This is a genomic window from Xanthobacter autotrophicus ATCC 700552 (genome assembly GCF_043194565.1).
Taxonomy (GTDB): domain Bacteria; phylum Pseudomonadota; class Alphaproteobacteria; order Rhizobiales; family Xanthobacteraceae; genus Xanthobacter; species Xanthobacter autotrophicus_F.
This window is the reverse complement of sequence record NZ_JBAFVS010000006.1, coordinates 102,408-115,245: the sequence shown is the minus strand read 5'-3', so window position 1 is coordinate 115,245 and position 12,838 is coordinate 102,408. Positions and strand designations below refer to the sequence as shown.

Below are 12,838 nucleotides of genomic sequence, written 5' to 3'. Positions count from 1 at the left end.
CCATCCGCCGGCTCAGGCCATCGCCTCGGCGGCGGCGCGGGCTTCCAGCGCCTGCACCCGGCGGCGGAGGATTTCCGTGCGCATGCCCAGCATGTGCAGCGCCACGAACAGCAGCGTGAAGCCGATGGCGCACACCAGCAGCGGCCACAACAGGCTCGATTCGATGGTGGAGCCGCCCATGCGGAACACCGAAGCCGGCTGGTGGAGGGTGTTCCACCAGTCCACCGAGAATTTCACGATGGGCACGTTGATGAAGCCCACCAGCGTGAGCACCGCCGCCGCGCGCCCGGCGCGGTTGGGCTCGTCGATGGCGGCGCGCAGGGCCATCAGGCCCAGATACAGCAGAAGCAGCACCAGCATGGAGGTGAGCCGCGCGTCCCACACCCAATAGGTGCCCCACATGGGCCGGCCCCACAGGGCGCCGGTGACGAGGCACAAGGCGGTGAAGGTGGCGCCCACCGGCGCGGCCGCCTTGTGGGCCACGTCTGCCAGGGGATGGCGCCACACCAGGATACCGATGGAGGACGCCGCCATCAGGGAATAGCCGAACATGCCGAGCCACGCGAACGGCACGTGGATGTACATGATGCGCACCGTCTCGCCCTGCTGGTAATCGGGCGGGGCGCGGAAGGCGAGGAAGAAACCGACGGCGAGCGTCACCACCGCCGCCCCCGCGATCCACGGCAGGATGCGGGCGGAGAGGCTCAGGAAGCGGACCGGGTTGGCTAGGTCGAGGATCGCCATGGCGCGGTTCTAAAGCCCCTGCGCCCCGGAGGGAAGCGCTCTCGCCGTTCAGGATTTCGTGTCGCAGGGGTGCCCCTGCCGCCGGGGCCAGCGCTCAGGCCAGCCGCACCTGCCGGCGGATGAGCCATAGGGTGAAGCCGGCGCCCACCGCGCCATAGGCCAGCAGGATGGCGAGGGACAAGGCGAGGTCGCCGAGGCCCTCGCTGCGCCACAGCGCGCCCTGGAACGCCTCGATGCCCCAGGCGGTGGGCGTCAGCACGCCGAGCTTCTGCAGCCAGTCCGGCATCAGGAAGCGGGGCACCATGCTGCCACCCACGGCCGAGAGCAGCAGCACCGCGAAGGTGGAGAGGGTCTGCGCCTGATGGCGGGTGCGGGCCATGGCTGCCAGCGGCAAGGCAACGCCCGCCGCCGCCGCCGAGGCCGCCGCGGCCACCAGCGTGACGGTGCCCAGATGCTGGATGACGTGCACGCCATAAACAACCTGCGCCACGGCGAACAGCACGGCGGCCAGAGCAACCCCCTGGAGGATCAGGAACAGGAGCTTGCCGCCCACCAGAGCCAGCACGCCGCCCCGGCTCATGACGATGCGGTCGAACACGCCCGAGCGCCGTTCGTCCACCAGGCTTGCCGCGCCCTGCACCGCCGCGAACAGCAGGAACAGCATGGCGATGGCGCCGGCATAATAGCTCACCCCCGGCTCGGCCCGGCGGCTGGCGAGGGGCTGGCGCTCCATCAAATCAGCTCCGCCCTGCGCCACCAGTGCCGGTGCGCGCGACACGGCACCGTCCAGCCGCGCCTTCTGCTCGGTGGAGAATGGCCCCACCAGCACCTCGATCTGTCCCGCCACCCGCCGCATGGCGAGGCCCGGCAACTCATCGGTGAACAGGCGCTGGATGCGGGCGGCGAGCAGGGCTGCCGCCACGTTGCGGCCGGCGTCGGTGATCACCACCAGCGGCGGCTTGTCGGTGGCGGCGGCCACATCGGCGCGCACGATGAGGCCCACGTCGGCGCTCCCGTCCGCCACACGCCGGGCCACGTCCTCGGCGGCCACCGGCGTCAGGTGCACATCCGGCGCGCGGGCGAGGGCGTCCAGCAGCATGCGGGCGGCGGGGGCATCGGTGGTCCGCGCTGCCGCCACCTTGATGCTGGAGGCCTCTCCGCCGGTGCCGGCGAACACCGCGGCGAACAGCACGAACAGCACCGGCGGCAGCACGAAGGTCATCAGCAGCGCGCCGCGGTCGCGCATCAAGGTGAGGGCCATGGCCCGGACGATGGCGACCATCATGGGGCCGGCTCGCGGGTGACGGAGGCATAGAGCGCATCGAGCCCGGCAGCCTGCAGCGAGAGGGTGCGCGGGACCAGCCCCGCCGCCTTCAGGGCGGCGATCAGGTCGCCCGCCGCGGCCGGCGTATCCACCACCACCCCGCTGAAGGCGGTTTCGTCCGGGGCGGCATGAAGCCCGAGGGCGGCGAGCACCTGCCGGCCCTTGAGCGTGGGCGGGGCGGCGAAGGTCGCCTCCACCCGCCGCTGGTGGGGAAAGTGCGCGGCGACGAGGGCGCCGAGTTCGCCTTCAAGGGCCACCCGCCCGTCCTTCAGGATGGCGACGCGGTCGGCCACGTCTTCGGCGAAGGCGAAATCGTGGGTGATGAGGAGGATGCCGAGCCCTTCCGCCGCAAGGCTGCGCACCAGGGCGGCCAGCTCCGCGCGGGCCGGGGCGTCGACGCCCACGGTGGGCTCGTCGAGCACCAGCAGGCGCGGATCGCCCACCAAAGCGGCCGCCACGTTTGCCCGGCGCTGCCAGCCGCCGGACAGGCGGTCGATGCGCTCGTTGCGGCGGTCGGCGACGCCGGTGCGCACCATCACGTCGGCGACGCGGGCCGGCACGGCGGCGCCCGGCACGCCGGCAAGGCTGGCGAATACTTCAAGGTTCTCGGAAATGGTCAGGCTGCGATAGAGCGCGATATCCTGCGGGGCGAGGCCGATGCGGGCGCGGGCGGCGCCCTCCGCCGCCGGAACGCCGCACACCGTCACGGTTCCGGCGCGAGGGGCGATGCGGCCGCAGATGGCGCGCACCAGTGTGGTCTTGCCCGCGCCGTTGGGGCCGGTGAGCGCCGTTACCGTGGCTTGCGGCACGACAAGATCGACGCCCGCCAGAACGGTGCGCGCGCCATAGCCCACATGAAGGCCCGCAATGGCCAGAGGCGGGGCTGGTGGCGGCATCGGGATCACGACTTCCGCGGGGGGCAGGTTTTCCACGGGGCGATCGTATCGGGACGCGGCGCTCACGGCGCCAGCGGCCCCATCAGTTCGCCGAAGGCGGCGGTCATGAAATCTCGCAGGGGCTCCTGGCCTTCCGTGTTGGGACCCAGCTCTTGCGAGGCGGCGAGTGCGCCCGCCAGGTGCTCGGACAAAAGCTTGCGGGCGCGGGGGGCGCCGAGGGAGGCGATCACGGTGGCCTTGTGGGCATCCTTGCCCACGTCCTTGCCGAGGCTGGCGGTGGAGGCGGAGGCATCGAGAATGTCGTCGAGGATCTGGTAGGCGCGGCCCACATGGCCGGCCAGCGCCTTCAGGTGGCCAAGCTGGGTCTCGTCCGCCCCAGCCACGTGGCCGGCGATTTCCACCGCGGCCGAGAACAGCACGCCGGTCTTGCGGCGGTTCACGTCCTCGGTGGCGGCAAGGCTGCGGCCGGGGCTCGGGCGCAGGTCGTCATACTGGCCGCCGCACAGGCCCAGCGAGCCCACCGCCATGGAGAGGATCGCCACCGCTTCGAGGCGCGCGCGCTCGCTCACTCCCGGTGCGGCCGCGGCCACCCCGAAGGCGCGCGACAGCAGGCCGATGGAGGCCAGCACCGCCACGTCCTCGCCGTACTGCACATGGGTGGTGGGCTGGGCGCGCCGCATGGCGGCGTCATCCATGCAGGGCAGGTCGTCCACGATCAGCGAGGAGGCGTGGATCATCTCCAGCGCGCAGCCGAAATCCAGCACCGCGTGCTCGGAGGCGTTGAGCTGGATCGCGGCGGCAAGGGTGAGCAGGGGGCGCAGCCGTTTGCCGGGCGAGAGCAGGATGTGCCGCATGGCGGCATGCAGCACGGCCGGGTGGGAGGCCGCCGGCGGCACCAGCAGGCCGAGCCGGCGATCGATCACCGCCCGCAGGAAGGACAGGTCGCGCGAGCGCGGCGGGAAGGCGGCGGTCGGCTGCTCCTCCAGATCCTGCATGCGTCCATCCGGCGCCCTGCTCGTCTCCGGCTCCGCTACGGCCAGCGCCAGGGTGGAACCACCTTGCGACGCGCCTTGAGACGTGCTTGGCCGCAGCGCGTCGTGCGAACCTTCCGAGGTCCGCCGGTCCCGTCCGCCCTTCTGCGCCATCCACGCCCCTCATCTTAAGCTGTGCTGCGGGGGCGTACCCCTGCTGGCAAGATACGTTGCCAAATTACGTTGCCTTGAACGACTTTAGATCACCCCTTAAGGAAGGATGCCAGAGCGCGGGGCGCGCCGCGCGACAGATTCTGCCGGCGTGTGGCGTCCTCGCCGCGGCTCAGGCAAATCGCGTTCTCTTTTTGAAGGCGGGTGCCGGCGAGGGTCGATGGACGAAAACGGCGCGGGTCGGCGCAAGGAAGACCATATCGACATTGTGCTCGCGGGTGGGCGCGTGGCCTCGCGCGTGGATGCGGGCTTCGACCGGGTGCGCTTCATCCATTGCGCCTTGCCCGAACTCGATCTTGATGCCATCGACCTGACCACAGGGTTTCTCGGACGCACGCTGAGGGCGCCGTTCCTGATCTCCGCTATGACCGGTGGGCCGGCGCGGGCGGAAGCCATCAACGTCCACCTTGCCGAGGCCGCGCAGGCGCTGGGCATCGCGCTGGGCGTCGGCTCCCAGCGCATCGCCATCGAGACCGGTTCGGCCAGCGGCCTCGGCGCCGACCTGCGGCGGCGGGCGCCGGACATCTTGCTTTTCGCCAATCTCGGTGCCGCCCAGCTTTTGGAGGCGGGAGGTCTGGATGCGGCCCGTAGCGCGGTGGAGATGATCGGGGCGGATGCCCTCGTCATCCATCTCAACCCGCTGCAGGAGGCGATCCAGCCGGGCGGCGACCGGGATTGGCGGGGCGTTCTGGATCGCATCAAGGGGCTCTGCGCCGGCCTGTCCGCACCGGTGGTGGTGAAGGAGGTGGGCTTCGGCCTTTCCGGCGCCATGGCCCGGCGGCTGGCGGACTGCGGGGCCGCGGCGCTGGACGTGGCCGGGGCAGGGGGCACCAATTGGGCGCTGGTGGAGGGCGAGCGCGGCTCCGGGCGCAGCCGCGCCGTGGCCGCCGCCTTTGCCGACTGGGGCATTCCCACCGCTGAGGCGGTGGTCGAGGCGCGGGCGGCCTGCCCGGAGCTTCCGCTCATCGCGTCCGGCGGCGTGCGGCACGGGGTGGATGCGGCCAAGGCCATCCGGCTTGGCGCCGACCTCGTGGGCCAGGCGGCGGGCACGCTGAAGGCCGCCGTCACCTCTACCGAGGCGGTGGTGGAGCATTTTTCGCAGATGACGGATCAGCTGCGCATCGCCTGCTTTGCGACCGGCGCCGCCGACCTTGCGGCGTTGCGCCTGGTGCCGCTCGCGAATGCCGATTAAGGCGCCTTCGAGCTTTGTATTAACGCACTTTCTTCACGCGAACCGGGGTCCACTTCGCGCGAAAACGCTCTAATTGGCCCAGTGGTCCATCCAGATCTTCTCGCCGATGGTGCAGGAGACGCGCGGCTGGGGTGCCGCCGCGCGCTGGACGAGGCCGGGGCCGGGCGGCGGCACCACGCCCGCCACCTCCATCACCAGCTTGGTCTTGATGGCGCGGGCGAACTCTTCCATCCGCTGCACCGGAATGACGAAGGCGCCCGGCCCGCCGATGACGCAATCCTCATAATAGGCGTCCAGCTCCGGCACATCGAGGGCGGAGGAGGCGGTGCGCTTCAGCAGCAGGGGCAGGCCGTTCACGGTGATGCCCCGCTCGACCACCGCGTCGCGCGCCAGGGCCACCGGCGGGCCCTGGTTGTTCACGCCGTCGCCGGAGACGTCGATGACACGCCGCAAGCCCTTGTAGCCGTTGAGATCGAACTGGTCGGCGCTGAACAGCAAGGCGCTTGATATGGAGGTGCGGTACACCCGCCGCAGCGGCGCGCCCAGCACGGCGTCGGCGAAGGCCTTGGCGGTCTGCGGACCGTCGATGACGCGCCAGTCCACCACCACCTGCTGCTCGCCGTCGCCTGCCCATTCCACATATTCCACCGCGATGCGGCCGATGGGGCCGAGGCGCAGGGCATCGAGGAATTCGCGGGAGACGACAGCGGTGGCATAGCCCTCGCGCTGCAGGGACTGTTCTTCCGTATCCATGGAATAGGAGACGTCCACGGCGAGGACGAGTTCGAGATCCACGTCGATGCCGCTGCCGCCGGCGCGGGCCGGCGCGGTGCCGGCGAGAAGGAGGACCGCGAGACCGAGAGCAAGGCGGCCCGCAGCCAGGGGCCGAACCAGGGACCGGGACCAGAAGCGGCGCGAAAACATGGTTTCCTCTCCCGATGGGAAAGCGCGGCATCACGTCACACGGATGCTGACACCTTCCATCGGGGTCGAAAAGAGATTAGCCGCCTGTTTTTAGCTCACGATTTCGCGCGAAGCGTTGCAAACTCTGGTTTCCACACGCGGGGACGAAGTGTCGTCGTTCTGTCACAACGGCTTAGCAGTCCGTGCGCTGCACAAAATTCGCGCAGCAGCGGACCCGCGGTGCTCAGGCGTCGAGGGGCTCGGTATCCATGATCTCGATGCCGAAGCCGGCCAGTCCCACATAGGTGCGGGACTTGGATGCCAGAAGGCGAATCGAGACGATGCCGAGGTCCCGCAGGATCTGGGCCCCGAGGCCCACTTCGCGCCAGTGCCGGTCGCGCTCGATTTCGCTGGAGGACTTTTCGCCGCCCTGGCCCATGGCGATGGCCGGCACGCCAGCGGTGCCGTCGCGCAGATAGACCAACACGCCGCGGCCTTCCGCATCGATGCGCGCCAGCGCGCGCTGGATGGACTTGCCGCCGCCGAAGGCATCGGCAATGGGATCGGCGCGGTGCAGGCGCACCAGCACCTTCTCGCCGTCGCCGATGCGGCCCTTGACCAGCGCCAGGTGGTTCACCGGATCAAACGGCGTCACATAGGAAAAGCCCTGCAGCTCGCCGACGCAGGTGGGCACGGGGAATTCCGCCGCGCGCGTCACCAGCTTCTCGCGGGCCTGCCGGTAGGAGATGAGGTCGGCCACCGAGATGCGGGTGAGGCCGTGCTTTTCGGCAAAGGCGGTGACCTGCGGGCCGCGCTGCACGGTGCCGTCGTCGTTCACCAGCTCGGCGATGACGCCCACCGGCGGCACGCCCGAGAGCCGGCACAGGTCCACCGCCGCCTCGGTGTGGCCCGACCGCATGAGCACGCCGCCTTCCTTGGCGATGAGCGGGAAGACGTGGCCGGGCCGCACGAAATCGGCCGCGCCCATGTTGGGATTGGCGAGGGCGCGCACGGTGTTGGTGCGCTCTTCCGCCGAAATGCCGGTGGTGGTGCCGTGCTTCACGTCGATGGAGATGGTGAAGGCCGTGCCCATGGGCGCGTCGTTGTTCGACACCATGGGGTCGAGCCGCAGCCGCTTCGCCTCCGACGGAGGCAGCGGGGTGCAGACGATGCCCGAGGTGTTGCGGATGACGAAGGCCATCTTCTCGGGCGTGGCGAGGGAGGCGGCGAGGATCAGGTCGCCTTCATTCTCCCGGTCGTCGTCGTCGGTGACGACCACGATCTCTCCCCGCGCGAACGCTTCGATGGCGGACTGGACGCGGGCCTGGGTGTTATCGGTCACGGGCAAACCTCGGATACTGGGCGCGGGAAGGCCGAGGAAATCGTTGGGCGTGACCTCGTGTCCCGTGGCCGCGGCGATCTTCTCGGCGGTCTCGCGGGAGATCCAGGCGCGGTCATCGTTGCACAGGGCCGTGACGCTGGCGGGCGACATGCCCACCTGCTTCGCAAAGGCGCTGCGCTTCGTTCCGGTCGCTGAAAGCCATTCCGCGAGCTTCATGCCGACAGCATAGCGCGGCAAAATTCAGTGACAATGAAAATTTTGCGGCATTCATGCTCGCTGAATTTTGCGGCCAGAAAAAAGGCTGCCGCGAAGGCAGCCTTTCCGTCGCGGGTATGGGACCGCGATCACATGGCGGTGGCGCTGGGCGGCACGCCATAATAGTCCGAGACCCGACGGCTGTTGTCCGAGCTCCAGTCGTATTCATCGGAGGCGCTGTACTTCGGCGCATTCTCGATCTGGTCGCGCGAGATGTTCACGCGGAAGCCGCCGACCGATTCGTCATAGGTCAGCATCTGCCACGGCACCGGGTAATAATCTTCGCCGATGCCCAGGAAGCCGCCGAAGCTCAACACGGCATAGGACACGCGGCCGCTGGTCTTTTCCAGGATCAGCCGCTCGACCGAGCCGATCTTTTCGTCCTGCGGATCGTAGACCGCGGTGCCCACCACCATGTCGCTGGCGACGAGGCTCGGGGTTTCCTTGATATTGGGGTTCTGCGTGTCGGTCTGCATTCGTTTGATCTCCCAAAAGAAGACGGATGCTCTACCAACGCATGCGCGGACACCACGTTCCCATCACCTGAAAATACTGTTTCCGTGACCTGCTATACAGTCGCGCTCCAGCAGGCGGCGCCGCATCACCCCTTGAACGGCCACGCAACGCTTTCGCCCACCTGCCCGCGATGGCGCAGAAAATGGTCGGCGAGCACGCACCACATCATGGCCTCGCCCACGGGCACCGCGCGGATGCCGACGCAGGGGTCGTGCCGGCCCTTGGTGAAGATTTCCGTTTCCTGGCCGGTGCGGTCCACGGTCTGCCGGGGGGTGAGGATGGAGGAGGTGGGCTTCAGCGCGAACCGGGCCACGATGGGCGCCCCGGTGGCGATGCCGCCGAGGATGCCGCCCGCATGGTTGGACAGAAATTGCGGACGGCCCTCGTTGCCGAGGCGCATCTCGTCGGCATTCTCCTCGCCGGTGAGGCGGGCTGCGTTGAAGCCCTCGCCGATCTCCACCCCCTTGGCCGCATTGATGCCCAGCAGGGCGCTGGCGAGGTCGGCGTCGAGCTTGCCGTAGAGCGGGGCGCCGAGGCCCGCCGGAACGCCTTCCGCCACCAGTTCCACCACCGCGCCGATGGAGGAGCCCGCCTTGCGCACCGCATCCAGATACTCTTCCCAGAGCGGCACGGTCTTCGGGTCGGGGCAGAAGAACGGGTTGTTTTGAACCTCGTTCCAGTCCCAGCGGCTGCGGTCGACCTCGATCTCGCCGATGCGCACCACTGCCCCGCGCACGGTGACGCCGGGCAGCACCTTGGCGGCGATGGCGCCGGCGGCGACCCGCGTCGCCGTCTCCCGCGCCGAGGAGCGCCCGCCGCCGCGATGGTCGCGGATGCCGTATTTGATGTCGTAGGTGAAGTCCGCATGCCCCGGCCGGTAGGCGCCGGCGATGTCGGCATAATCCTTCGACCGCTGGTCCACGTTCTCGATGACGAGGGCGATGGGCGTGCCGGTGGTGACGAGGCCGCCGTCCGGATGCTCCAGCGTGCCGGAGAGCACCTTCACCTGGTCCGGCTCGCGCCGCTGGGTGGTGAAGCGCGACTGGCCGGGCCGGCGGCGGTCGAGGGCAGCCTGCACATCCTCAAGGGTAAAGCGCAGGTTCGGCGGGCAGCCGTCCACCACGCAGCCGATGGCCGGCCCATGGCTCTCGCCGAAGGTGGTGACCCGAAACAGGTGCCCGAACGTGTTGAACGACATGACGCGACAAAACCCCTCACTCGTCCCGGCTCAATAAACGAGGATCACGCCCGAGGAAACTCACGTCTCAAGCGATGGCCTCCCATGACTGGCCCAAGCTCGGCCGGCACCCTGCATTGCACCGAAGAAGGGGCGGGTTTGTGAAATCGCGACCCAAATGTGGCCAGCCTGTCACACAGGTACGCGCAGATGTGCTATGAGACCCGCCGACGGAGAATTTTCTACCCCGCCATGCCTTTGCTCGAAATCCTGATCGTCCTTTTCCTGGTGTTGCTCAATGCCGTTCTGGCTGCAGCGGAATTGTCCATCGTCTCGTCGCGCCCGGCGCGACTGAGGACGCTTGCCGACCGGGGCCGCCGAGGGGCCAGCGCCGCGCTGATGCTCGGCGAGGATCCCGGACGCTTCCTCTCCACGGTTCAGATCGGCATCACCCTCATCGGCATTCTCGCCGGTGCCTTTTCCGGTGCCAGCCTGGGGCAAAGCTTCAGCGGCTTCCTGAGTGAGTCCGGCATGCCGGACAGCTTCGCCCAGCCGGTGGGCTATACGGTGGTGGTGGCTGCCATCACCTATGTGTCGCTGGTGATCGGCGAACTCATCCCCAAGCGGCTGGCCTTGCAGAATCCAGAGCCGCTGGCCTGCATCCTCGCGCCGCTCATGGTGACCCTCTCCAAGGTGTCGCTGCCTGCGGTCTGGCTGCTCGACAAGTCGACGCGGCTGGCGCTGCGGCTGCTTGGCGAACGCGGCGCCAGTTCCAGCGCGGTAACCGATGAGGAAATCCGCGCCATCATCACCGAGGCCGAGACCGCCGGCGTCATCGATCCCGCCGAGCGGCGCATGATCGCCGGCGTGATGCGTCTCGCCGACCGGCCGGTGACCGCCATCATGACCCCGCGGCCCGACGTGGAGTGGGTGGACATCTCCAAGGACGCGGAAGAGGTGCGCCAGGTGCTCCTCCACACGCCCCATTCGCGGCTGCCCGCCTGCGAGGGCTCGCCGGAGGAGACCATAGGCGTCATCCAGGCCAAGAGCGTGCTCGACGCCTATCTCAAGGGCGAGCGGCCCGATCCGCGCCAGTTCGTGCAGCAGGTGCCGTTCATCGTGGAAAATGTGGGGGCGCTCGAAGCCATGCGCATCCTGCGCGGGGCCGAGGTGCCCATGGGCATCGTGGTGGACGAGTATGGCGATATGGCCGGCGTGGTCACCGGCTATGACCTGCTCCTCGCCATCACCGGCTCGGTGGATGCGCCCGAATACAACGAGGCCCGTAACGTGGTGGAGCGGCAGGACGGCAGCTATCTGGTGGCCGGCGAAACCCCCATCGACGAATTGCGGGACCTGCTCGACGTGGCCTTCCAGGTCGATGACGGCTACCACACGGTGGCGGGTTTCGCCCTCTCGCACATCAAGGAACTGCCGCAGGAGGGCGCGGTCTTCACGGCGCTGGGCTGGCGTTTCGAGATCGTGGACATGGACGGCCGGCGCATCGACAAGCTGCTGGTGTCCCGTCCCCACGTGCTCCACCGGCAGAAGGTTGCCGGGGAAGCCTGACGCTCTCGCCTGACCGACCCTTGCCCGAACGCCCCTTGCCCGAACGACCATTGCCCGAACGACCCTCGCCCCACGGGAGCGAGGGTCGCACGCAAGGGGTATCAGTCGCGCCGGGCGAGGGAGCGCAGGAAGCCCTCGTATTCCTCGGTCAGCTCCATATCCACGCCGAACGCATTCTTCAGCAGGACGTTGGCGATGAAGGGCTGGTCGTTGCGCGTCTCCTCCAGGGTTTCGCGCAGCACCGGCACCGTGTCCTCGATGTGCTTGAGGAAGGCGATGCCCTTCTCCAGGGTCTCGGTCCACTTGGCGCGATGCCAGAGCGCCAGCGGATACATGATCTCGTGCACGAAGTTGGACTTGCGCGCCTTCTCGAAGAAACGCAGGCCGGCGCTCCAGTTTTCCTTGGCGCGCAGCGGCGGCGGCGGGATATCGCCGAGCAGCATCTTCTTGCCGGCCTGTCCGACGAAGTCCTCCAGCGTGATCGGCGTGTCGATCTGGGTGCGGAAGTGCCAGAGCGCGAAATTGCCGGGATATTCCTTGCCCATCATCTCGATGAGGGCGGCTTCCACCTTGTCCACCGCGGCTTTGTCGGCTTTCAGCGCAGCCGTCATGCAGAAGGCGAAGACCGCGTCGTTGCCCACATTGTGCACGCCGCCATTGGCGAGCTGGGCGGGCGTCAGGGCAGGGGTCTTGCCGTCAGCCGGAACGGTGGTCTCTTCCGCGCGCAGGTCGGTGATGAACTTGGTGATTTCGAGCCAGCCCATGTAGTTGGCGATGAAGGCGTCGGGGTCCACGTGCACGATGGCGAGATTGAGCGGCATCTTCCGCTTTTGCAGTTCGGCCATGTCGGTCATGAAAGGGTCCCCTGGGGCTCGGGTCAAAAGGCATCAACGAAAGGCAGAGTCGTCACGTTCACGACAACGCTGCCGGGCGTACCGGTTTGACACAGCAAGAAAAATGCCAAGGCAGAGGGTCCGCCGGCAGGGATGGCGGCGGGTGTGGCGGCAGGGGTGGTGGGATGCGAGGCGGGACCTTCAGTCCGCCACCTTGAAGCCGCCGGGGGTCACCACGTAAACCGCGCCCTGACGCACTGGCAGCACGGCGGCCTCACCTTCCGGCATGCCGGCCTTCACATGCAGAAGCGCCCGGATGACGCCGCCATGGGTGACGATGACCGCATCGTCCTCCAGCTCGGCACAGGCGGCATTCACCCGCTCGCACAAATCGCCGTAATTCTCGCCGCCGGGCGGGGTGAAATTCCACGGGTCGAGGTCGCGCTTTCGCACGTTGATCTGGTCGCGGCGGCGCAGCTCGGGCCAGGTCTGGCCCTCCCACTGGCCGAACGAGATTTCGGCAAGGCGCGGGTCGGTGGGGAACTCGCTGGCGGGCAGATCCAGGCTGGTGCGCAGGATGCGCATGGTCTCCACCGCCCGCGACAGGGGGCTCGACAGGTAGACCAGCGCCTTGGGGTCGCCGGCAAGCTGGGGGAGCACGCGGCCGACGCGTCCGGCCTGGATACGGCCCAGCGCGTTGAGCGGCACGTCGCGGCGGCCCTGCAGGCGCCCGACCACGTTCCAGTCGGTCTCGCCGTGGCGCACCAGGAACAGGCGTCGCGTGGTGGGGGTCGCGATGGAGGGCGCGGTCGTGGTGGCGATTGTCATGGCAGTCGTACCGGCGCGCGGCTGGGACCGAAAGGCCGAAGCGCCGCCTTGAGGGCG

Annotated in this window: 12 protein-coding genes; 2 read left to right on the top strand and 10 right to left on the bottom strand. The window is 68.7% G+C overall.

Annotation, left to right across the window (positions count from 1 at the left end; translation table 11 throughout):
- Positions 1 to 12 precede the first annotated feature (12 nt).
- The 4 genes from V5F48_RS08635 to V5F48_RS08620 form a co-directional block, all read right to left on the bottom strand.
- Complete coding sequence (locus tag V5F48_RS08635; protein WP_394258366.1) at positions 13 to 744, bottom strand: heme ABC transporter permease; 732 nt, start codon at positions 742 to 744, stop codon at positions 13 to 15.
- 94 nt (positions 745 to 838) lie between these two features.
- The gene (locus V5F48_RS08630; RefSeq protein WP_394258365.1) at positions 839 to 2,029 is read right to left on the bottom strand and encodes an ABC transporter permease; all 1,191 of its coding nucleotides are present in this window, start codon (positions 2,027 to 2,029) and stop codon (positions 839 to 841) included.
- The gene (locus V5F48_RS08625; RefSeq protein WP_394258364.1) at positions 2,026 to 3,000 is read right to left on the bottom strand and encodes an ABC transporter ATP-binding protein; all 975 of its coding nucleotides are present in this window, start codon (positions 2,998 to 3,000) and stop codon (positions 2,026 to 2,028) included. Before V5F48_RS08625 ends, V5F48_RS08630 begins: the two co-directional genes overlap by 4 nt.
- Before the next feature lie 26 nt (positions 3,001 to 3,026).
- A complete protein-coding gene (locus V5F48_RS08620) occupies positions 3,027 to 3,959 on the bottom strand; it encodes a polyprenyl synthetase family protein (RefSeq protein ID WP_394258363.1) in 933 nt (310 codons plus the stop codon).
- Positions 3,960 to 4,326: 367 nt separating this feature from the next.
- Between V5F48_RS08620 and fni the strand changes: the two genes are divergently transcribed.
- Entirely contained in the window at positions 4,327 to 5,358 is a 1,032-nt protein-coding gene (fni, locus tag V5F48_RS08615; RefSeq protein ID WP_394258362.1) for a type 2 isopentenyl-diphosphate Delta-isomerase, read from the top strand.
- A gap of 69 nt (positions 5,359 to 5,427) precedes the next feature.
- Here the strand turns inward: fni and V5F48_RS08610 are convergent, their stop codons facing one another.
- The 4 genes from V5F48_RS08610 to aroC all read right to left on the bottom strand — a co-directional run bounded on the left by V5F48_RS08610 (position 5,428) and on the right by aroC (position 9,572).
- Positions 5,428 to 6,282: a DUF1194 domain-containing protein gene (locus tag V5F48_RS08610; RefSeq protein WP_394258361.1), complete on the bottom strand. Its 855-nt coding sequence runs from the start codon at positions 6,280 to 6,282 to the stop codon at positions 5,428 to 5,430.
- Positions 6,283 to 6,505: 223 nt separating this feature from the next.
- Positions 6,506 to 7,819, bottom strand: coding sequence for a 3,4-dihydroxy-2-butanone-4-phosphate synthase (gene ribB / locus V5F48_RS08605; RefSeq protein WP_394258360.1), 1,314 nt, complete (start codon positions 7,817 to 7,819; stop codon positions 6,506 to 6,508).
- Between the two features lie 128 nt (positions 7,820 to 7,947).
- Positions 7,948 to 8,334, bottom strand: coding sequence for a PRC-barrel domain-containing protein (locus V5F48_RS08600; RefSeq protein ID WP_394109454.1), 387 nt, complete (start codon positions 8,332 to 8,334; stop codon positions 7,948 to 7,950).
- A gap of 125 nt (positions 8,335 to 8,459) precedes the next feature.
- Positions 8,460 to 9,572, bottom strand: coding sequence for a chorismate synthase (gene aroC / locus V5F48_RS08595; protein WP_394258359.1), 1,113 nt, complete (start codon positions 9,570 to 9,572; stop codon positions 8,460 to 8,462).
- 231 nt (positions 9,573 to 9,803) lie between these two features.
- Here aroC and V5F48_RS08590 point away from each other — a divergent pair, with 231 nt between their 5' ends.
- A complete protein-coding gene (locus V5F48_RS08590; RefSeq protein WP_394258358.1) occupies positions 9,804 to 11,120 on the top strand; it encodes a hemolysin family protein in 1,317 nt (438 codons plus the stop codon).
- Between the two features lie 101 nt (positions 11,121 to 11,221).
- Here the strand turns inward: V5F48_RS08590 and V5F48_RS08585 are convergent, their stop codons facing one another.
- A complete protein-coding gene (locus V5F48_RS08585) occupies positions 11,222 to 11,974 on the bottom strand; it encodes a hypothetical protein (protein ID WP_394109457.1) in 753 nt (250 codons plus the stop codon).
- Positions 11,975 to 12,154: 180 nt separating this feature from the next.
- A complete protein-coding gene (locus V5F48_RS08580; RefSeq protein ID WP_394258357.1) occupies positions 12,155 to 12,781 on the bottom strand; it encodes a histidine phosphatase family protein in 627 nt (208 codons plus the stop codon).
- Positions 12,782 to 12,838: the final 57 nt, after the last annotated feature.

Coding starts and splice junctions, on each gene's coding strand:
- V5F48_RS08635 (WP_394258366.1), bottom strand. CDS start 744: ATGGCGATCCTCGACCTAGCCAACCCGGTCCGCTTCCTGAGCCTCTCC.
- V5F48_RS08630 (WP_394258365.1), bottom strand. CDS start 2,029: ATGATGGTCGCCATCGTCCGGGCCATGGCCCTCACCTTGATGCGCGAC.
- V5F48_RS08620 (WP_394258363.1), bottom strand. CDS start 3,959: ATGCAGGATCTGGAGGAGCAGCCGACCGCCGCCTTCCCGCCGCGCTCG.
- fni (WP_394258362.1), top strand. CDS start 4,327: ATGGACGAAAACGGCGCGGGTCGGCGCAAGGAAGACCATATCGACATT.
- V5F48_RS08610 (WP_394258361.1), bottom strand. CDS start 6,282: ATGTTTTCGCGCCGCTTCTGGTCCCGGTCCCTGGTTCGGCCCCTGGCT.
- ribB (WP_394258360.1), bottom strand. CDS start 7,819: ATGAAGCTCGCGGAATGGCTTTCAGCGACCGGAACGAAGCGCAGCGCC.
- V5F48_RS08600 (WP_394109454.1), bottom strand. CDS start 8,334: ATGCAGACCGACACGCAGAACCCCAATATCAAGGAAACCCCGAGCCTC.
- aroC (WP_394258359.1), bottom strand. CDS start 9,572: ATGTCGTTCAACACGTTCGGGCACCTGTTTCGGGTCACCACCTTCGGC.
- V5F48_RS08590 (WP_394258358.1), top strand. CDS start 9,804: ATGCCTTTGCTCGAAATCCTGATCGTCCTTTTCCTGGTGTTGCTCAAT.
- V5F48_RS08585 (WP_394109457.1), bottom strand. CDS start 11,974: ATGACCGACATGGCCGAACTGCAAAAGCGGAAGATGCCGCTCAATCTC.
- V5F48_RS08580 (WP_394258357.1), bottom strand. CDS start 12,781: ATGACAATCGCCACCACGACCGCGCCCTCCATCGCGACCCCCACCACG.